At 63.7% G+C, this 20,623-nt stretch carries 15 protein-coding genes and 1 tRNA gene; 8 read left to right on the top strand and 8 right to left on the bottom strand.

All coding sequences use genetic code 11. From position 1 onward, the window contains the following. Positions 1-12 precede the first annotated feature (12 nt). A complete protein-coding gene (locus M2281_RS20325; protein ID WP_280823005.1) occupies positions 13-1,011 on the bottom strand; it encodes a KpsF/GutQ family sugar-phosphate isomerase in 999 nt (332 codons plus the stop codon). A gap of 201 nt (positions 1,012-1,212) precedes the next feature. Between M2281_RS20325 and M2281_RS20330 the strand changes: the two genes are divergently transcribed. Further along, entirely contained in the window at positions 1,213-2,880 is a 1,668-nt protein-coding gene (locus M2281_RS20330) for an outer membrane beta-barrel protein (protein WP_280823006.1), read from the top strand. 32 nt (positions 2,881-2,912) lie between these two features. Here M2281_RS20330 and galU read toward each other — a convergent pair whose 3' ends face one another. Beyond that, positions 2,913-3,818: a UTP--glucose-1-phosphate uridylyltransferase GalU gene (gene galU / locus M2281_RS20335; protein WP_280823007.1), complete on the bottom strand. Its 906-nt coding sequence runs from the start codon at positions 3,816-3,818 to the stop codon at positions 2,913-2,915. A 212-nt stretch (positions 3,819-4,030) separates the two neighbouring features. On the opposite strand from galU, the gene M2281_RS20340 reads away from it, so the two are divergent. Together M2281_RS20340 and M2281_RS20345 are read left to right on the top strand one after the other, a co-directional pair. Continuing rightward, positions 4,031-5,257 (top strand): lytic murein transglycosylase, encoded by a 1,227-nt coding sequence (locus M2281_RS20340; protein ID WP_280823008.1) that lies wholly within the window; start codon positions 4,031-4,033, stop codon positions 5,255-5,257. A 116-nt stretch (positions 5,258-5,373) separates the two neighbouring features. Continuing rightward, a complete protein-coding gene (locus tag M2281_RS20345) occupies positions 5,374-6,645 on the top strand; it encodes an SGNH/GDSL hydrolase family protein (RefSeq protein WP_280823009.1) in 1,272 nt (423 codons plus the stop codon). Between the two features lie 70 nt (positions 6,646-6,715). Here M2281_RS20345 and M2281_RS20350 read toward each other — a convergent pair whose 3' ends face one another. Then, complete coding sequence (locus M2281_RS20350) at positions 6,716-8,170, bottom strand: glutamate synthase subunit beta (protein ID WP_280823010.1); 1,455 nt, start codon at positions 8,168-8,170, stop codon at positions 6,716-6,718. 114 nt (positions 8,171-8,284) lie between these two features. Next, positions 8,285-13,027, bottom strand: coding sequence for a glutamate synthase large subunit (gene gltB, locus M2281_RS20355; RefSeq protein ID WP_425537764.1), 4,743 nt, complete (start codon positions 13,025-13,027; stop codon positions 8,285-8,287). Positions 13,028-13,535: 508 nt separating this feature from the next. On the opposite strand from gltB, the gene M2281_RS20360 reads away from it, so the two are divergent. Further along, positions 13,536-14,585: a threonine aldolase family protein gene (locus M2281_RS20360; RefSeq protein ID WP_280823011.1), complete on the top strand. Its 1,050-nt coding sequence runs from the start codon at positions 13,536-13,538 to the stop codon at positions 14,583-14,585. Positions 14,586-14,658: 73 nt separating this feature from the next. On the opposite strand, the gene M2281_RS20365 is transcribed toward M2281_RS20360, so the two are convergent. After that, positions 14,659-15,129, bottom strand: coding sequence for an Hsp20 family protein (locus M2281_RS20365; protein WP_280823012.1), 471 nt, complete (start codon positions 15,127-15,129; stop codon positions 14,659-14,661). 487 nt (positions 15,130-15,616) lie between these two features. Between M2281_RS20365 and M2281_RS20370 the strand changes: the two genes are divergently transcribed. After that, the gene (locus M2281_RS20370) at positions 15,617-16,576 is read left to right on the top strand and encodes an alpha/beta hydrolase (RefSeq protein ID WP_280823013.1); all 960 of its coding nucleotides are present in this window, start codon (positions 15,617-15,619) and stop codon (positions 16,574-16,576) included. 37 nt (positions 16,577-16,613) lie between these two features. On the opposite strand, the gene hisN is transcribed toward M2281_RS20370, so the two are convergent. Together hisN and M2281_RS20380 are read right to left on the bottom strand one after the other, a co-directional pair. Further along, entirely contained in the window at positions 16,614-17,414 is an 801-nt protein-coding gene (gene hisN / locus M2281_RS20375; protein ID WP_425537765.1) for a histidinol-phosphatase, read from the bottom strand. A gap of 223 nt (positions 17,415-17,637) precedes the next feature. Then, a complete protein-coding gene (locus M2281_RS20380; protein WP_280823014.1) occupies positions 17,638-18,528 on the bottom strand; it encodes an N-formylglutamate amidohydrolase in 891 nt (296 codons plus the stop codon). Positions 18,529-18,742: 214 nt separating this feature from the next. Here M2281_RS20380 and cpdR point away from each other — a divergent pair, with 214 nt between their 5' ends. After that, the gene (gene cpdR, locus M2281_RS20385) at positions 18,743-19,105 is read left to right on the top strand and encodes a cell cycle two-component system response regulator CpdR (protein ID WP_280823015.1); all 363 of its coding nucleotides are present in this window, start codon (positions 18,743-18,745) and stop codon (positions 19,103-19,105) included. Positions 19,106-19,211: 106 nt separating this feature from the next. Beyond that, positions 19,212-19,286 (top strand) — tRNA-Val (locus M2281_RS20390). 175 nt (positions 19,287-19,461) lie between these two features. On the opposite strand, the gene M2281_RS29250 is transcribed toward M2281_RS20390, so the two are convergent. Further along, a complete protein-coding gene (locus tag M2281_RS29250) occupies positions 19,462-19,842 on the bottom strand; it encodes an SH3 domain-containing protein (RefSeq protein ID WP_425537766.1) in 381 nt (126 codons plus the stop codon). Between the two features lie 255 nt (positions 19,843-20,097). Between M2281_RS29250 and queF the strand changes: the two genes are divergently transcribed. Next, entirely contained in the window at positions 20,098-20,565 is a 468-nt protein-coding gene (queF, locus tag M2281_RS20395; protein WP_280823016.1) for a preQ(1) synthase, read from the top strand. Positions 20,566-20,623: the final 58 nt, after the last annotated feature.

Consider the following 20,623-nt stretch of genomic DNA (forward strand, 5'->3'; position numbering starts at 1 on the left):
GACGCGACCTGCTCAGACCACGCCGATGCGGAGCAGGTCGTGGAAATGCAGAACGCCGAGGGGGCGATCGTCCTCGGCGACGATCAGAGCGTTGATGTTGTTGTCGTTCAACATGCCGATGGCAGCACTTGCCATCATGCGCGGGCCGACAGTCTTGGGCTTGCGCGTCATGATGTCCTCGACGGCGAGTTCGCCGAGACTGCGGTGCAGGTTCCGGGCAAGGTCGCCTTCGGTGACGATGCCGGCAAGCCGGCCATCCCCATCCACTACGCAGACGCAGCCCAACCGCTTGCGCGACAGTTCGGTGATGGCCGCCGGCAGGTCGGTGCCGAGCGGGACGACCGGCATGGCCTCGCCTGAATGCATGATTTCGCCGACACGCATGAGATTCGCGCCGAGCTGGCCGCCGGGATGGAAGGTGCGGAAATGCTCGGGCGTGAAGCCGCGCGCCTCGAGCAGCGCAACCGCAAGCGCATCGCCAATGACGAGTTGCAGAAGCGTCGAGGTGGTGGGCGCAAGGCCGTGCGGGCAGGCTTCGGCGGCCTTGGGCAGCTTCAGCACCACATTGGCTTCGCGACCCAGCGCCGAGGTCTCGCTCGACGTCACCGCGATCAGCGGAATGGAAAAGCGCCGCGCATAGGCGATGATGCCCTTGAGTTCGGCGGTTTCGCCCGACCAGGACATGGCAACGATGGCGTCGTCGCGCGCGATCATGCCAAGGTCGCCGTGATTGGCTTCGGCGGGATGAACGAAGAAGGCGGGCGTGCCGGTCGAAGCAAGGGTCGCAGCGATCTTCGCGCCGATATGGCCGCTCTTGCCGACGCCGGTGACGATCACACGGCCCTTAATGCCGGCCAGAATTTCCACGGCTTCCGCCAGAGGCTCGGCCAAACCGTTTTCCAGCGCCTCGACCAGCGCCTCGATGCCGGCGCGTTCGGTGCTCACGGTTCGCATCGCCGAAGCGATGGATTCCTGCCTGTCGGGACGACTCTTCAAGGATCCTGCGTGCATGGACGAAGCGATTAACCTGTCGAAGCCTGCCTGTCCATACTATCGGCGCTAATACACCTGCTTGCCTCAACGCTCCATTAACCAAGCGCATTTACGGTTCGGTAAGTATGGCGCGCACCGCGCCGAAGACGCAGTCAGGTGAGAATGCCCCGGGTTCGCCCAGAAAAGAGAAGCGGCTCAGCAAGATGGGCGCTGCCGGCCATGCTCTGCATGTCGACGGCGGCGATGCTCTGCGCGCTTCCGGCCGAGGCACAGGACACCGGCCTGCGGGGAAGCCTCAGCGCCGCCGGCGCCAGTGACGCGGCTCCGGCGGAGAGTGCCGCGCAACCACCGGCGCGAGACCAGTCCGGCGACGCTAAGCAGGATCTGCAGCCGCAATACGACCCCACCAGCACCGGCGCCATCGCTCCCTTGGAACAGACCGTTCCGAACGTCACTGACCAGAACCTCTATTCCCTGCCTGCAAATGTCGACGATGCACTTTCGGACGGATCTCCGCCGACGACGACTACTCGCAGGCCCTCGGCTACCCGCTTGCTCACTCAGGCACGGGCCTCGGCGGAAACCCAGCCGCAGCAGCCCGTGCGTGAGAACCTGCGGGTCGAAACCGTCGACGAGGACATCAATACGTCCGCGGTGCGCGCGCCGACCATCGACACGACGGAAAATGACGACAGCGAGCAGCGCGCCCAACGCGTGCAGGCGATCGAAAGCCGACGCCGGCCGCGCGACGACCGCCCCTTTGACCCGCTCGGCATCCGCGTCGGTTCGTTCGTGCTGCGGTCCTCGCTGGATCAGGGCCTGACGGCTACGAGCAATGCCGACGTCAGCTATGGCGGCTCCAGCGCCGTCCTGTCGGAAACCACGCTCCGCCTCAACGCCGCTTCCGACTGGAGCCGGCATGCGGCGGTCGTCAATGCCTATGGCAATCTGCGCCGCACGCTTTCAGGCGAACAGGTGAAGGACAGCCAGATCGGCGTCGACGGCCGGCTCGACCTCGACCTTGGCGACGAAATGCGCGCCTTCGGCGCACTCGGCTATCTGCGACGCCCCGAATCTGCCTCCTCTCCCGCAGCCGTGGTCGGCACGCTCTCCCAGCCGATCCGGCAGACGCTGACCGGCGGCGCCGGCCTCGAAAAGGCGGTGGGCAGGGCCCGCTTCGGCATCACCGGCCGGCTCGAGCACGACATGTATGGCGACGCCGAGCTTTCCGATGGCGGCAGCATTTCGCAGAAGGATCGCGACTCGACGCTCGCCGCGCTGGTTCTGCGCGGCGGCTACGAAATTGCGCCGGCACTGACACCCTTTGTTGAGGCCGAAATCGGCCGGCGCTTCTACGACCAGAAGATCGATGCGAGCGGCTATGAGCGCTCATCGACGCTGCTCGGCGCGCGGGCCGGCCTGGCCTTCGACATGGGCGAAAAACTTTCCGGCGAATTTTCCGCCGGCTGGCTGCGCGAGACCTTCGACGACGACCGCCTGACACCGATTTCGGGCCCCGCGATCGCGGCCGCGCTCGCCTGGTCGCCGGAACGCGGCACGACGGTGAACCTCACGGCCACGACCACAGCCGAGGGCGCCACCGCGGGCGGCGAAAGTGGCTCGATCCTGCATGCGGCACAACTATCGGCCGTGCGCGAGATCCGCGCCGACCTGACCGCTAACGCAGCCCTCGGCTTCGGCTATCGCGACTATTCCGGCTCGAACGGCTACGACAGGATTTTTAGCGCCGAACTCGGCGCGGTCTGGTGGATGAACCGCTATGCCGGCCTGACCGGACGCCTGCGCCACGAGCAGCTGCGCAGCAACCTGCCCTACCGCGATTACGACGCCAACAGCGTGTTCATGGGTGTGACGGTTCAGCGGTAGGAGCCCCTCCCTCGACGGGGAGGGTGAAGACCTTACCTCGGCATCTTGCGCCGCTCGATCGGACGAAGGTCGCGCAGCGAACGAGCCAGCATGTCGACGACGTTGTCGTGCATGTCGGCGCGCCACAGCGAAAAGGCGACATTGGCCTCGATGAAGCCTTCAGGCGAACCGCAGTCGAAGGTGCGGCCCTGATAGTGGTAGCCGTAGAAGGCCTGCTCCTTTTCCAGCTTCAGCATGGCATCGGTAAGCTGGATTTCGTTGCCGGCGCCCTTTTCCTGGCCTTCCAGGATCTTGAAGATCTCCGGCTGCAGGATGTAGCGGCCATTGATGTAAAGGTTCGAAGGCGCGGTGCCATGCGTGGGCTTTTCCACCATGCCGGTGATCTCGAAGCCCGAATGCACATCACGGCCGCGCCCCACGATGCCGTATTTATGGGTCTCGGCCGGGTCGCATTCCTGCACGGCGATGATGTTGTTGCCCGTCTGCTCATAGAGCTCGACCATCTGCTTCAGGCAGCTTTGGTCGATCTGCATGATCATGTCGGGCAGCAGCAGCGCGAAGGGTTCGTCGCCGACCAGGTCGCGCGCGCACCAGACCGCGTGACCGAGCCCCAGCGGCACCTGCTGGCGCGTGAAGCTGGTCTGGCCCGGAGACGGCTGCAGCCGCTGCAGGCGCGAGAGTTGGTCGTCCTTGCCGCGCTGCGCCAGCGTGTCATAGAGCTCGAACTGGACGTCGAAATGATCCTCGATGACGGCCTTGTTGCGGCCGGTCACGAAGATGAAGTGCTCGATGCCGGCTTCGCGAGCCTCATCGACCACATACTGGATCACCGGGCGGTCGACGACTGTCAGCATCTCCTTGGGAATGGACTTGGTGGCAGGAAGAAAACGGGTGCCCAGGCCGGCAACCGGGAAAACTGCTTTGCGAACTTTTTTCATAGCATCACTCATCCGAGTCGTACGCCGTCGTCTCCTATCACGAGATAAGACATTTTCATGTCGAAATTGATGAATATTGAACACGCCGTCGTCGATGACGACACCAACCGAGGCTTGGGGACGGCTTCATCCCATGATCATCGCCATGGTAAACGGATTGATAACCGCACTGGGCGATGAATGAGTCTTCCGAAATCCTAAAGGAGGGACACATGTTCGTTCGCAAGACCGTAAAGCGCTACGCAGGCGCCGTAGCAGCTCTCGGCCTGTCGCTTGGCCTGTTCCTTTCGGCAAGCCCGGCCTCGGCCGACGCCGCTTTCCAGCGGTGGGTCGCCGGCTTCCGCAGCACCGCCATGGAAAGCGGCATTTCCGGTGCAACCTTCGACCGCGCCTTCCGCAACGTGCGCGACATCGACCCTGAGGTGCTGGAGAAGGCGCGCTACCAGCCCGAATTCACCGCACCCGTCTGGGACTATTTCGACAACCGCGTGCATGAGCAGGCCGTGGCAACAGGCCGCGCCATGGCGCGTCAGTGGAAGCCCTGGCTCGATCGCATCGAGCAGCGTTTCGGCGTCGACCGCAACATCCTGCTCGCCATCTGGTCGATGGAATCGAACTATGGCGAGACGCTCAAGAACGAGAAGGTCATGCGCAATGTGGTGCGCTCGCTGGCGACCCTCGCCTATGGCGACCAGCAACGCTCCAAATATGCCCGTACCCAGCTGATCGCTGCGCTGAAGATCCTGCAGACCGGCGATATCGACGAAAGCCATCTGATGGGTTCGTGGGCTGGGGCAATGGGCCACACCCAGTTCATTCCGACCAGCTACCAGCGCTACGCCGTGGACATCGAAGGCAGCGGCAAGCGCGACATCTGGAACTCGGTGCCGGATGCTCTCGCCACCGCCGCCAACCTGCTTGCCAAGAACGGCTGGCAGAGCGGGCGCACCTGGGGCTACGAGGTCAAGCTGCCGGCGACCGGAAAATTCCCGAACCGTGCGCTGCCGCTGGCCAAGTGGCAGGGCCTGGGCGTGACCCGTGCGCGCGGCAAGCCGTTCCGCGATGGCTCGGAGATGGCCGAACTCAAGGTGCTCGACGGGCGCGATGGGCCGGCCTTCCTGATGACCAAGAACTTCTCGGTTCTTAAGCGCTACAACAGTTCCGACAAATATGCGCTGGCCGTCGGCCTGCTTGCGGACGAGATCGCCGGCTATGGCGGCCTGGTGCGCGACTGGAACCGGCCCTTCACCAAGCTGAGCTTCGTGGAAAAGCAGGAACTGCAGCAGCGCCTTTCCGCGCATGGCTACTACCAGGGCAAGTCCGACGGCAAGATTGGCGAGGCTTCGCGCAACGCCATCAAGTCCTTCCAGGCCAGGGCCGGCATGGAGCAGGACGGCCATCCGAGCATGGAAGTGCTGTCGCTACTGCGTAAACAGTAGGTGCGTTTCTCGAAGATCGACATCGATTTTCGAGGGAATTTGCCTAAATTCAGAATCTCACGGCGTTGTAGCAATCAAGCACAGCGCCGTGGGTTGCGAACGCGAGGGAGCCGGCATTGCTGCCAAGGAAACGGTTTGTCGTACCGGCCTGGGTACCTGCGCTGCTTCTGGCGCTGGCCGTGCTGGCGACCGGACTGACCGCAGCCGTTCCTCCCGCGCATGCGCAGGATCCCTACTATCGGCCCTGGTCGTTCCGTAACTTTTTCTCCCCGTTCTTCCAGCGTCGCGAACCGCGCTACTACGAGCCGCCCCCGGGCGAAATGCCCGGCAGGCCAAAAGCGCGCATCAAGCCCAAGATGCACAAAGCCCCCGATGGCGCGGCAGGCGCCAAGCAGCATCGCGTTGTTCCGGCCGAACCGCCAACCCCGGTGGTGGAAAAGCAGGCCGACGCCAAGGAGGTGCTGGTCATCGGCGATTTCATGGGCAGCGGCATCGCCGAAGGCCTGACTACCGTCTATGCCGCAAACCCGAAGGTGAAGGTCGTCGACCGGTCCAAGGGCTCGTCCGGCTTCGTGCGCGACGATTACTATGACTGGCCCAAGCAAGTCGGAACGCTCATCGATACAGAGAAGCCGGCGGTGGTAGTGGTCATGCTGGGCTCGAACGACCGCCAGCAGATGCGCGTCGGCAATGCTTCCGAAGCGCCGCGGACGGAAAACTGGGACAAGGAATATGATAGCCGCGCAAAGGCACTGGCCAAGGCCATCGCCGACAAGAAGGTGCCCTTCATCTGGGTGGGCACGCCGGCTTTCAAATTCTCCAAGATGACCACCGACATGCTGGCCTTCAACGATGTCTACCGCGCCGCCGCCGAGGGTGCAGGTGCCGAATTCATCGATGTATGGGACGGCTTCGTCGACGAGAACGGCACCTTCGTGGCGACCGGCCCCGATGTGGACGGCCAGCCGGTTCGCCTGCGCTCGGACGATGGCATCAATTTCACCAAGGCCGGCAAGCGCAAGCTCGCCTTCTATGCCGAGAAGCCGCTGAACAAGATTCTCGGCGTCACCAACATGCCCGGCCCACACAGCGGCGGGCCGAATGTTCCCTCACCGGTCCAAGGCCCTAAGAAGGCCGCGCCGATCGACCGCACGCCGCCGATCTCGCTGAACGATCCGGCGCTCGACGGCGGCGGCGACCTGCTCGGAGCACAGATCGGTCCCAAGCGCGGACAGCCGGACCCGGATACGCCGAGCGACAAGCTGCTGATCCAGGGCATTGCGCCCGCTCCCTCGCCCGGCCGCGCCGACGATTTTTCCTGGCCGACGGACGCGCCCAAGGTCGCTGCGCCTGCCGCGCCGGATGCGGGAAAAGCCGCCGCTCACTGATCGCTGGCTAGACCCTGAAAGCAAAAAGGGCGCCGATGGCGCCCTTTCTCGTCTCTGCATGCCGGCCTCGTCAGCGCGGCAGAACGGTCGTGCCCATCAGCGTTTCGTCGATGGAACGCGCTGCCTGACGGCCCTCGCGGATGGCCCACACCACCAGCGACTGGCCGCGCCGCACGTCGCCCGCCACATAGAGGCGATCGACGCTGGTGCGATAGTCGCGGTCATTTGCCTCGATATTGGTCGAGCGGCGGCTGTCGACATGCGTCTTCAGCGCCTCGCCCAGCTCGGCCGTAACCCCGCCCGAGATCGGACCGGCAAAGCCGATGGCGATAAAGGCAAGATCGGCGCGGATGACGAATTCGGTGCCGGCGATCGGCTTGCGCTTGTCGTCCACTTCGCAGCACTTCACGCCGGTAAGCTGGCCTTCTTCGCCGATGAATTCGAGCGTTGCGACCTGGAATTCGCGCTCCGCACCCTCGGCCTGGCTGGAGGAGGTGCGCATCTTCGTCGCCCAATAGGGCCAGACGGCGAGCTTGTTTTCCTTTTCGGGCGGCTGCGGGCGGATGTCGAGCTGGGTCACGCGCACCGCGCCCTGGCGGAACGCCGTGCCGATGCAGTCGGAGGCGGTGTCGCCGCCGCCAACCACCACCACATGCTGGCCGCTGGCGACGATCGGCTCGGCATTCCAGGCCACCGAACCGATGTCCTCCTGCGCCAGGCGCTTGTTCTGCTGGACAAGGTAAGGCATTGCGTCGTGCACGCCTTCGAGTTCGCCGCCGGGGATGCCGGCCGGGCGCGGCGTTTCCGAACCGCCGCAATAGAGCACGGCGTCATACTCAGCAAGCAGTTCCGACACCTTCTTGTCGACGCCGACATTGACGTTGCAGAAGAAGGTCACGCCCTCGCCCTTCATCTGCTCGATGCGGCGGTCGATGTGGTGCTTCTCCATCTTGAAGTCCGGAATGCCGTAGCGCAGCAGGCCGCCGGGGCGGCTTTCGCGCTCATAGACATGAACTTCATGGCCGGTGCGGCCGAGCTGCTGGGCCGCGGCCATGCCGGCCGGGCCCGAGCCGATGATGGCGACGCGCTTGCCCGTCTTCTTCGCCGCCGGCTGCGGACGGATCATGCCCAGTTCGTGCGCCTTGTCGGCGAGCGCCTGCTCGATCGTCTTGATCGCGACCGGGATGTCCTCGAGGTTCAGCGTGCACGCCTCCTCGCAAGGAGCCGGGCAGATGCGGCCGGTGAATTCGGGGAAGTTGTTGGTCGAATGGAGGTTGCGGATCGCATTCTCCCAATCGCCGCTGTAGACGAGGTCGTTCCAATCCGGAATCTGGTTGTGGATCGGACAGCCGGTCGGGCCGTGGCAGAACGGAATGCCGCAATCCATGCAGCGGGCCGCCTGCTTCTCGACTTCCTTGTCGGACATCGGCAGCGTGAATTCGCGATAGTGGCGAATGCGATCGGAGGCGGGCTGGTACTTGTGCACCTGCCGGTCGATCTCGAGGAAACCTGTAACCTTACCCATTTCAAAGCTCTTGTTCGTGGGTGGCCGCAATGACGCGGCATCAACGCAATCTCGGTGGAGGCGACGGCATCGGGCGGCACCTCTGCCGCCCGCCGTCGTCAGCGAAGGCTGGCGCTATTCGGCCGCCATGCCCATGCGCATGCGCTCCATCTCGATGAGGGCGCGGCGATACTCGACCGGCATCACTTTCCGGAATTTCGGCCGGAAGGTCGTCCAATCGTCGAGAATCTGCTTGCCACGCGTCGAACCCGTGTAATGCACGTGGTTCGAGATGAGCTGGTAGAGGCGCTCCTCGTCGTGGCTGGACATGTCGCCGGATACGTCGACGCGGCCCTTGTGCGCGATGTCGCCACCATGATGATGCAGCTTCTCGAGCATGTCGTCCTCTTCCGGAACCGGCTCGAGCTCGACCATGGCCATGTTGCAGCGCTCGGCGAAATCGCCTTCCTCGTCCAGCACATAGGCCACGCCGCCCGACATGCCGGCAGCGAAGTTGCGGCCGGTCTTGCCGATGACGACGACTACGCCACCCGTCATGTATTCGCAGCCATGGTCGCCCACGCCTTCGACGACGGTCACCGCGCCGGAGTTGCGCACGGCGAACCGCTCGCCGGCGACGCCGCGGAAGTAGCACTCGCCCTCGATGGCGCCGTAGAGCACCGTGTTGCCCACGATGATCGATTCCTCGGGCACGATCTTGGTGTCTTCCGGCGGGCGGACGACGATGCGGCCGCCCGACAGGCCCTTGCCGACATAGTCGTTGCCGTCACCGATCAGCTCGAACGAAATGCCGCGTGCCAGGAAGGCACCGAAGGACTGCCCGGCAGTGCCGGTCAGTTTCACCGAAATGGTGTCCTCACGCAGGCCCTTGTGACGGAAGCGCTTGACCACCTCGCCCGACAGCATGGCGCCGGTCGAACGGTCGACGTTGCGGATTTCCGTCTCGATGGTCACCGGCTGGCGCGCGTCGAGCGCGGGCTTGGCCATTTCGATCAGCTTGCGGTCGAGCACGTCGTCGATCGGGTGCTTCTGCCGTTCGGTCCAGTGCATCTGCTCGGGCGTCGCCTCGGGCTTGTAGAAGATGCGGCTGAAATCCAGTCCGCGTGCCTTCCAGTGCTCGATGACGGCGCGCTTCTCCAGAAGATCGGTGTTGCCGATGATCTGGTCGAGATGGGTGAAGCCCATGCTGGCGAGCAGCTCGCGCACTTCTTCCGCAACGTAGAAGAAGTAGTTGATGATGTGCTCGGGCGTGCCCTTGAAACGCTTGCGCAGCACCGGGTCCTGGGTCGCGACGCCAACCGGGCAGGTGTTGAGATGGCACTTACGCATCATGATGCAGCCCGCTGCAATCAGCGGGGCGGTTGAGAAGCCGAACTCGTCCGCTCCCAGCAGCGCGCCGATGACGACGTCGCGGCCGGTGCGCAGGCCACCATCGACCTGCAGCGCCACTCTGGAACGCAGACCGTTCAGCACCAGGGTCTGGTGCGTCTCGGCAAGGCCCATCTCCCAAGGAGAGCCGGCGTGCTTGAGCGAGGTCAGCGGCGAGGCGCCGGTGCCGCCGTCATAGCCGGCAATGGTGATGTGGTCCGCGCGCGCCTTGGCAACGCCGGCGGCGACTGTGCCGACACCGACTTCGGAGACCAGCTTGACCGACACGTCGGCCGCCGGATTGACGTTCTTCAGATCGTAGATCAGCTGCGCCAGATCCTCGATCGAATAGATGTCGTGGTGCGGCGGCGGCGAGATCAGGCCGACACCCGGCGTGGAGTGTCGGGTCTTGGCGATCGTCGCGTCGACCTTGTGGCCGGGCAGCTGGCCGCCCTCGCCGGGCTTGGCGCCCTGCGCGACCTTGATCTGCATCATGTCGGAATTGACGAGATATTCCGCCGTTACGCCGAAGCGGCCGGAAGCCACCTGCTTGATCGCCGAGCGCTCGGGATTGGGCTTGCCGTCGGGCAGCGGCAGGTAGCGGTCCGGTTCCTCGCCGCCCTCGCCGGTGTTCGACTTGCCGCCGATCGTGTTCATGGCGCGCGCCAGCGTAGTGTGCGCCTCACGCGAGATCGAGCCGAAGGACATCGCGCCCGTGGAGAAGCGCTTGACGATCTCGGCAGCCGGCATCACTTCGTCGAGCGACACCGGCTTGCGGCCGGACTGCTCGGCGAGCTTGATGTCGAACAGGCCGCGGATGGTCTGGGCCCGGGCGGTCTCGCTGTCTATCTGTTCGGAGAACTCCTTGAAGGTTTCCCACGAGCCCTTGCGAACGGCGTGCTGAAGCGAGGCCACCGCATCCGGCGACCAGATATGTGCCTCGCCGCGCATGCGGTACATGTATTCCCCGCCCACTTCGAGCGAGTTGCGCAGGATCGGGTCGTCGCCGAAGGCATCGGCGTGACGGCGCACCGTCTCGGTGGCGATTTCCTCCAGCCCCACGCCCTCGATCAGGGTGGCGGTGCCGGTGAAATACTTGTCCACGAAGTCCGACTTCAGGCCGACGGCGTCGAAGATCTGCGCGCCGCAATAGGACTGGTAGGTCGAGATGCCCATCTTGGACATGACCTTGAGGATGCCCTTGCCGATCGACTTGATGTAGCGGCCCAACACTTCCTGCTCGTCGACCTCCGGCGGGAAGTCGCCGCGCCGGTGCATATCGACCAGTGTATCGAAGGCGAGATAGGGGTTGATCGCCTCGGCGCCATAGCCGGCGAGACAGCAGAAGTGATGGATCTCGCGCGGCTCACCCGACTCGACCACCAGGCCAACTGCCGTGCGCAGGCCCTTGCGGATGAGGTGATGGTGCACGGCAGCCGTGGCCAGCAGCGTTGGGATGTCGATGCGGTCCGGGCCGACCTGACGGTCCGACAGGATGATGATGTTGTAGCCGCCGACAACCGCCGCCTCGGCGCGCTCGCACAGCCGCTCGATGGCGGCCGGCATGCCTTCCATGCCTTCAGTGGCCGAATAGGTGATGTCGATGGTCTTGGTGTCGAACCGCTCTTCGGTGTGGCCGATGGAACGGATCTTCTCCAGGTCGGCATTGGTCAGGATCGGCTGGCGCACCTCCAGCCGCTTGCGGCGCGAAGAACCGACAAGGTCGAAGATGTTCGGCCGCGGTCCGATGAAGGACACCAGGCTCATCACCAGCTCCTCGCGGATCGGGTCGATCGGCGGGTTGGTCACCTGCGCGAAGTTCTGCTTGAAATAGGTGTAGAGCAGCTTCGCCTTATCCGACATCGCCGAGATCGGCGTGTCGGTGCCCATCGAGCCCACAGCTTCCTGCGCGGTGGTGGCCATGGGCGACATCAGGAGCTTGAGGTCTTCCTGCGTGTAGCCGAAGGCCTGCTGGCGATCGAGCAGCGAGACATCCTTGCGCAGTTCGCGCGGCGCCACCGGCTTCAGCTCCTCAAGGATGAGCTGGGTGTTGGCGAGCCACTGCTTGTAGGGGTGCTTGGCCGCGATCTCCGACTTGATCTCCTCATCGGAGATGATGCGGCCCTTATCGAGGTCGATGAGCAGCATCTTGCCGGGCTGCAGGCGCCACTTCTGGACGATGTGCTTTTCCTCGACCGGCAGCACGCCGGCCTCCGAGGCCAGGATGACGCGGTCGTCGTCGGTGACGATGTAGCGCGCGGGCCTGAGACCGTTGCGGTCGAGCGTCGCGCCGATCTGGCGGCCGTCGGTGAAGCAAACCGCCGCCGGGCCGTCCCACGGCTCCATCAGGGCCGCGTGATACTCGTAGAAGGCCTTGCGGTCCTCGCTCATCAGCTTGTTGCCGGCCCAGGCTTCCGGGATCAGCATCATCATGGCATGCGCCAGCTTGTAGCCGCCCTGGAACAGGAACTCGAGCGCGTTGTCGAAGCAGGCCGTGTCCGACTGCCCCTCGTAGGAGATCGGCCAGAGCTTGGAGATGTTGTTACCGAACAGCTCGGAGTCGACCGAGGCCTGGCGCGCCGCCATCCAGTTGTTGTTGCCGCGCACGGTGTTGATCTCGCCGTTGTGCGCGACCATGCGATAGGGGTGTGCGAGCTTCCACGACGGAAAGGTGTTGGTCGAAAACCGCTGGTGGACCAGGATCAGCGCGGTCTCGAAACGCGGGTCCGACAGGTCCTTGTAGTAGGCTCCGACCTGGTTGGCCAGGAACATGCCCTTGTAGACGATGGTGCGCGCCGATAGGGACACGCAATAGGCGCCGACGTCCTTGTTATCGTTCTCGGCATAGATGCGGCCCGAAATGACCTTCCGCAGCAGATAGAGCCGCGCCTCGTATTCCTCATCGTCATCGATATCGGGCGTGCGGCCGATGAACACCTGGCGATGATGGGGTTCTGCGGCGACGATATCCGGCGCCTTGGACAGCGACGAATTGTCTACCGGAACGTCCCGGAAACCGAGCACCGGCAAGCCTTCGGATTGCGCCGACTCGCGGATGATGTCGTCGAGATGGTCGCGCATGGCCGCATCGTGCGGCATGAACCAGTGGCCGACGCCATAGTGGCCGACCGGCGGCAGCTCAACGCCCTGCCTGGCCATCTCCTCGCGAAAGAAGCGGTCGGGAATCTGCACCAGCACGCCGGCACCGTCGCCCACCAGCGGATCGGCGCCCACCGCGCCGCGATGGGTCAGATTGTTGAGGATGAAAAGACCGTCCTCGACGATCTTGTGCGACTTCCGGCCCTTCATGTTGGCAATGAAGCCGACGCCGCAGGCGTCGTGCTCGTTGCGCGGATCATAAAGGCCTTGCGCATTGAGGCCGTTGGGAGTTCGCAGGGTAGTTTGGGTGGTAGTACGTTTGGCGGCCATGGCTTTCGTCTGCACGTGCGCCAAAGGCTGCGTCGTCACAGATGTCGTCATGTCCGTCATCGTCGTCTTCTTTCGATCTCTCCTGCCCTCGCGGGCGTTTCACATACGCTGCCAGGCTGTCGGTCTCATCCGAAGGTCGGCAGCAGCCGTTTTAGACGTTCCCCGGTAAAGGCATGTCGAGTGCTCGCATGCCATCCCCAGCAGATGCGCGAAACGGGCCAGTCGGGCCGATGTTCCACACACCAGACGCAGCGACAGCCGGACCAGGCACTATAGCCCAAGTCCGGCAGGTGTTTGCGCGGAAAATAAGACAGCACTGCTGTCCTATTTTTCTTATCGCAGAATTCTTTCCGTCACACAAGACCGATTCACAAAAAATCGGCGCGAAGCACGAAAGAAAATTTCTTCCAACGAAGGTGGGGCGAAACTTTCCACCCGGCCATTTTTGAGGCCATTGCGGGCTGGCGCAGCCGGCCGCGCGGAATTTTATGCTCTGGCTCTTGCGAAATCGCCCCGAAACCGGCCAAGGTCGGCCCGGTTTTCAACTTGCATCCCCCGGAACAAGAACATGTTTTTTGCCTCTGACAACTGGGCCGGCGCCCACCCCAAGATCGCGGCCGGCCTTTCGGCCCACGGCACGGGCTTTGCCTCGGCCTATGGCACCAGCGACATCGACCGGAAGGTTGGCGAGCGTTTCAACGAGATCTTCGAGCGCGAGGTTTCGGTGTTCTTCGTCGGCACCGGCACGGCCGCGAACTCGCTGTCGCTGGCGGCCTACAACCAGATCGGCGGCGTTTCCTTCATGCATCGCGACGCGCATATGCTGGAGGACGAGTGCGGCGCGCCCGAATTCCTCACCGGCGGCTCGCGGCTGCGCGCAGTCGACGGCCCGCTCGGCCGCATGACGGCCGAAAACCTCGAACGCGCCATCGCCCATTTCGAACCGGAAGTCGTTCATTCGGGCGTGCCGATGGCGGTTTCGGTCACGCAGGCCACCGAGGTCGGCACTATCTACAGCCTGGCCGATCTCGACGCGATCTCGGCCATCGCCAAGAAGCGCGGCCTGCCGCTGCATATGGACGGCGCGCGCTTTGCCAACGCCCTGGTAGCGCTGGACACGACGCCCGCCGAGATGACCTGGAAGCGCGGCGTCGACATCGTCTCCTTCGGCGGCACCAAGAACGGCTGCTGGTGCGCCGAGGCCGTCGTCCTGTTCGACACCTCGAAGGCGCGCGAATTCAGCTTCCTGCGCAAGCGGGCAGCACAGCTCTTCTCGAAATCGCGCTTCATTGCCGCGCAGTTTGACGCCTATCTGGCAGACGGCCTGTGGCTGGAAAACGCGCGCCACTCCAACGCGATGTCCGCAAAGCTTGCAGACGCCATCGCGGCATCCAGCAGGATACGCCTTGCCTGGCGGCCGCAGGCCAACGAGGTCTTCGCGGTGATGCCCAAGTCCGCCATGAAGGAATTCACCGACGCCGGCGCGGTGTTTTATCCCTGGAACACGCCGCGCGGTTACACCGACCCGATCGGCGCCGATGAGACCATGTGCCGCTTTGTCACCAGCTTCGCCACGACCGCCGAGGAAGTGGACCGCTTTGGTGCGCTGATCGCCTGATCCGGAACCGGCAGGCAGAAAAAAGGCGGCGCCCAGTGGGCGCCGCCTTGCTCGGGAGGAGCGTATCAGATTTTTAGTGCGCGGCCTTGGCTTCGATCTGCTTGGCCGATTTGTCCGGGGTACCGATCTCGATCTTGCGAGGCTTGAGTTCCTCAGGGATCGTCCGCCTGAGGTCGATGTGCAGCAGGCCGTTCTTCAGCCGGGCGCCGACGACATCGACATGGTCGGCAAGCTGGAAGCGGCGCTCGAAAGCGCGCGAGGCGATGCCGCGATAGAGAATTTCGGAGCCCTCGCCAGAACCCTCATCCTTGCGCTCGCCCTTGATGCTGAGCACGTTGCGATGGGCCTCGATGGCGATGTCGGATTCCGAAAAGCCGGCTACAGCCATGCTGATGCGATAGGAATCCTCACCCGTCCGCTCGATATTGTAGGGCGGATAGGTGGTCTGGCCGCTTTCAGGCTGGCCAACGGAATCGAGCATGGTGAAAAGTCGGTCAAAACCGACGGTCGAGCGATAAAGCGGCGAAAAATCAACGTGACGCATGGTTCTGTTCTCCTGTTGAGCAACATGGTTTGCGTTTGACCTGCATGAAACCCGTTATGGCGTTTCGGAGCGGTCAGCGGCCCCGGTTCTCGGCGGCCACAGCAGACATTTGGGTGGCGCCCCGCGAGGTTTCAAGGGCTTGTCTTCACTGCAAAAGCGGCACCGCAAATTGCCAGCTTCGCACCCTGGCGAGCAACCCGACGCCTCGATGAACGCGGCATGAACCGCGTCTTCGGGCTGCGTTCAGGCCGCTCGCACTAGTTTGTTTTCGACATCGCGATTGCGGCTCTGAAGGGCCCCGGTCAAGAGGTCCGAACCCGGGTGTCACGTCCCTTCCTCCCGGATCGACTAAGGCCGGAAGTAGGTCTGCTGCTTCCGGCCTCTATTTCTTTCTGCGCGACGGTTGGAATTTCTTTGCTTTTCGCTGCTACAGCTTTAGGTCGTAGATAGCATCAGTGGCGTCCCCTCCCTCCACGCAGCCGAAGCGATGACGGATCTGTTTTACGACATCCCCGGAAATCCCAGGCCGGAAGGCGGCGTTTGCGGCTTCCTCACGGCACGTGACGGCAAGAAGTTTCGCTATGCGCATTTTCCCGCAACGGCGCGGCCGCTGAACGGCACGGTGGTGCTGCTGGCCGGCCGCAACGAAGCAATCGAGAAATATTTCGAGACCATCCGAGACCTTGCCGCGCGTGGCTTCGGCGTCGCCACCTTCGACTGGCGTGGCCAGGGCGCTTCCGACCGCCTGTTGCGCGACGGGGCGCGCGGCTATGTGCAGAGTTTTGACGACTACGAGCATGATCTCGAGCAGTTCTTTGCCGAGGTCGTGCTGCCTGACTGCCGAGGCCCCTATTATCTGCTTGCGCATTCGACCGGGGCGCTGGTTGCGCTGCTTGCCGCGCCGTCGCTGGTGAACCGCATCCGCCGCATGGTCCTGATGGCGCCGTTCCTGGCGCTCTCCAAGTCACCTTTATCGATGCAGGCTCTGGGGCGCCTTGCCTCCGTCTGTTGCGGGGCCGGGCTCGGTCGGCTCTATGCGCCCGGTGGGCGCGACACGCGCAAGGCGGAGCCTTTTGACCAGAATAAGCTGACCAGCGACCAGAGGCGCTACGAGCGCAACAGTCTTCTCTACGAGACCCACCCGCAACTGGCCATCAGCGCCCCGACATTCGCCTGGATCCGCGCCGCCAGCGAGGCCATCGCCCGCGTGCAGGAGCCCGATTTCATGGCGCGACTGCAGATCCCGATGCTGCTGATCGCCGCCGGTGCCGATTCAGTGGTTTCAAGCTATGCCATCGAGGCCTATGCCGCGCGGCTGCGCGTCGGCTCCATGCTGACCATACGCGGCGCGCGCCACGAACTGCTGCAGGAAGCCGACCTCTACCGCGAGCAGTTGCTCGCGGCCTTCGATGCCTTCGTGCCGGGCAGCGACGCGCCGGTGATGTGAGGCAGTTCGTCCGCGCGCCTAGTTGGCGTCCGTTCGATTAGCCGCGCAAATACTCCATCGCCGCGGCATGCAGTTCCGGCGTGGCGGCAGCAAGGATGTCGCCGCCCTTCTCGGCCGGCTCACCGTTGAAGGTGGTGACCACACCGCCCGCCTTCTCGATGATCGGGATCAGCGCCACGATGTCATAGGGCTGCAGGCCCGGATCGGTAACGATGTCAGCATGGCCGGCGGCCACCATCGCAAAAGCGTAGCAATCGGTGCCGTAACGAGCGAGACGCACCTGCTTTTCCAGCCGGTCGTAGAGCCCACGCTTCTCGCCCTTGAACAGCGCCGGCGTGGTGGTGAAGAGCGTGGCATCGGCAAGCGAGGTCGTCTTGCGCGTCGCAAGCTTGCGGCTGCCGCCTGGGCCCTCATAGTAGGAGCCGCTGGCATCGGCATAGAACAGCTCGCCCGTGAAGGGTTGCGACATCATGCCGGCGACCGCATCGCCGTCTACCGTGAGCCCCACCAGCGTGCCCCACACAGGCAGGCCGGAAATATAGGCGCGGGTGCCGTCGATCGGATCGATCACCCAGACATGGCTGCTCGACACATTCTCGTTGCCGTGCTCTTCGCCAAGGATGCCGTGCGTCGGATATTCTGTGTTGATCAATGCGCGGATGGCGCGCTCGGCCTCGCGGTCGGCCTCCGTCACCGGATCGAAGCCGCCCGCCTCCTTGTTGGAGACCGTGTTCTGCTGACGAAATCGCGGCAAGGTCTCCGCCGCCGCAGCTTCGGCGATCCGCCGCATGAAATCCACCGTGACTGGCAATCGCCCCTCCTGATCCTGCGCGAGCATCGTTTCCTGTCCACACACGCTTTGCCACAGTGCCGCGGCTTAAAAAAGCGTGAATGTCGCTTGACTTTTGTGCAGTGCACAATAACCTTTCAGTCGGACAGTTTGGCTGTCCGATGCCCTCCTTGGGCGTTTCCTCCCTAGACTTCGACCGCGCTGTGCGAACGGCGCGGTTTTTTTTCCAAGATGTCCTGGCTCCAATTGGCCGGCTGGGCGTTCGCACCCGTTATTCGGCGGCGAGCGGCAGGTCGCGGATGTCGTCGTCGGGAATGGACATCAGGTCGGCGCAGAAGCGGCTGAGATCGTCGGCCAGCGCATCGAAGCCCGCCGAGCGCTGGAAAGTCCGCTCGTTCATGTAGAGGCCACGGTTGATCTCGATCTGCAGCGCATGGAGATTGCGCGGCGGGCGGCCGTAGTGCTCGGTGATGAAACCGCCGGCATATGGCTTGTTATGGGCGACCGTGTAGCCCATCGAGACCAGCAGGCCGATGGCCGCCTCGGTGAGCGCGCGCGACGCGGACGTGCCGAACCGGTCGCCGACGATGAAATCCGGGCGGATGCCGTTTTCGCCGCTACGCACGCTGGCGGGCATGGAGTGGCAGTCGATCAGCACCCCAAAGCCGAAACGCGCATGGGTGCGCGTGAGCAACCGCTTCAGCGTGTCGTGATAGGGCTTGTAGATCGCTTCGATGCGGCTGATCGCCTCCGCCAGCGGCAGCCGGCCGGCATAGATGTCGAGCCCATCGCCCACCAGCCGCGGCACCGTGCCGAGCCCGCCGGCGACCCGCGCCGAGCGGATATTGGCAAAGGGCGGCACCGGCTCGATGAACATGCGTGGATCGAGCTCCCACGGTTCGCGATTGACGTCGAGATAGGCGCGCGGAAAATTCGCCGCCAGCAATGGCGCGCCGAGCACCACCACACCGCCGAACAGCTCGTCGACATAGCAATCTTCCGAACGGCGGATGGCGTCGCGATCGAGCCGCGCCATGGCCAGGAAGCGCTCGGGATAGTGCCGGCCGCTGTGCGGCGAGTTGAAGACGAAGGGCACCCGCTGTTCCGCGCTCGCCCGAACTTCGAAGGGCGCCACCACGGAAAAGTCGTCATTGGCCGTCATGGCGCATATCCAGGCTGGCAAGCACGCTGTCTCATGTCACGAAAGTGCCATCAGGCGGGCGGCGAGTCCAGCAATTCGCAAGATGGCGGCGAGGTTCCGCCGGATGACGCTGCGGGCGGCATTCACTTGATGTTTACCCTCCGCGCTTCATATACGGGATGGTTAACGGGGCTCCAGCGCAGCGGGTCCCGCGGAGAGATTCGGACAGGATACGATGACACGCATTCTTCTGGCGGAAGACGACGACGACATGCGTCGATTTCTGGTGAAGGCGCTAGAACGCGCCGGCTATGACGTAAGCGATTTCGACAACGGCGCCAGCGCCTATGAACGGCTGCGCGAAGAGCCCTTCTCGCTGCTGCTGACCGACATCGTCATGCCGGAGATGGACGGCATCGAGCTCGCCCGCCGCGCCACCGAAATCGACCCCGATCTCAAGGTGATGTTCATTACAGGATTCGCCGCCGTGGCCCTCAATCCCGATTCGAAAGCACCGCGCGACGCCAAGGTGCTGTCGAAACCCTTCCATCTGCGCGACCTCGTCACCGAGGTCGAAAAAATGTTGCACGCCGCCTGAGGCGGATTTCCGGGCTTTGGGAAAGGTTGGTCAAAAATCTGCAACTTTTCCCTTTTCCCGCTATTGACGGCCCAGGCCAAAAGTGGTCTATGCCGCGACATCGGATGGGCGTGTAGCTCAGCGGGAGAGCACTACGTTGACATCGTAGGGGTCACAGGTTCAATCCCTGTCACGCCCACCATCCACCAAAGAAAACAAGCAGTTAGCGCCAGGCGCGGCCATCGGCCGCCGGGTCTGAAGCAGGCTGGCAAGGCGCTCTTCTCAGCGCCAGCGGGTGCCACCACTGCACGGAATGCGGTGACCGGTCGACCTGCCACCGCAGGCGTTTTCCATTCGTTTTGGCGTTCGAGGCGTGGCTAGCGGCCTAGGCAAATTTGGCCACGTGCGCCGAAGAAGCAGATGCCGCCGGAACGCTTGGGGCCACCGCGCACGCGGTCCAAAAACCGCGAATTGACCCAGCCATCACGCGTGCGTCGAGACTGAACATGACACCAGCGGCGTGAAGAGGCACAGCGGGTGACATTTACCCTCTCCCCGGCGCGTAGACGGCCTACGACGCGATGGTGGGGACCAGGTCCCGAGCGAACATCGACGCTCCCCGTGACGACTGCTCGGGCCGCCTCTACGGGCACCACAGGCATGACGATCGTTGTTGCTGCAAGAGCAGCCAGGATTGCCATTTGCTTCGGATTCATGACTTGCCTCCTATGGCGGGGTTCAATTCCACAAAAGCGCATACGGTCATGCTTGACCCGAAAACATAGGCCGGGACGGATTGAAAGCCAGCAGCCGTTCCATGTCAGGGAGCCAACCTCGGTTCGGCTTTTGAACCGATCTTTACGTCGGTAGGGCGAACTGGTATCTGGCGGGCACTGGCATCACTGCCTCCGGTCGCAGCCTACCCGGTCAAAACAAGGACACCGAGATAGTCATCGTACGCCGCACTTGGCGATGTACCTGCGGAGGGGGCCTTTTAGGAAAGGCGCTCACACTTGTCGCAATCCAACATCTACTCAGAACTCACTCAGCTCGGCAAAGACACGCCCATCCCCACCGGCCCGGAAACCGCTGTGCTGGAGAGGGTGCGCAACCCGCAGGCGGGCGTCCGCTATTGCGTGCGCTTCACGGCGCCCGAATTCACCTCGCTCTGCCCGATGACGGGCCAGCCCGATTTCGCGCACATGGTCATCGACTATGTTCCCGGCGAGTGGCTGGTCGAAAGCAAGTCGCTAAAGCTGTTCCTGACGTCCTTCCGCAACCACGGAGCCTTCCACGAGGATTGCACCGTGTCGATCGCGACGCGGCTCATTGAACGCCTGGAGCCCGAATGGCTCAGGATCGGCGGCTACTGGTATCCGCGCGGCGGCATTCCGATCGACGTCTTTTATCAGACCGGGGCGGCCCCGGCCGACGTCTGGATCCCCGAGCAGGGCGTCCCACCCTACCGCGGGCGGGGGTGAGGCAAATCCAGGAGCGCAAATGAAAACGGAGCGACCATCGCCGCTCCGTTCAATGCAG

The organism is Pseudaminobacter soli (ex Li et al. 2025), from assembly GCF_029892515.1.
GTDB lineage: Bacteria > Pseudomonadota > Alphaproteobacteria > Rhizobiales > Rhizobiaceae > Pseudaminobacter > Pseudaminobacter soli_A.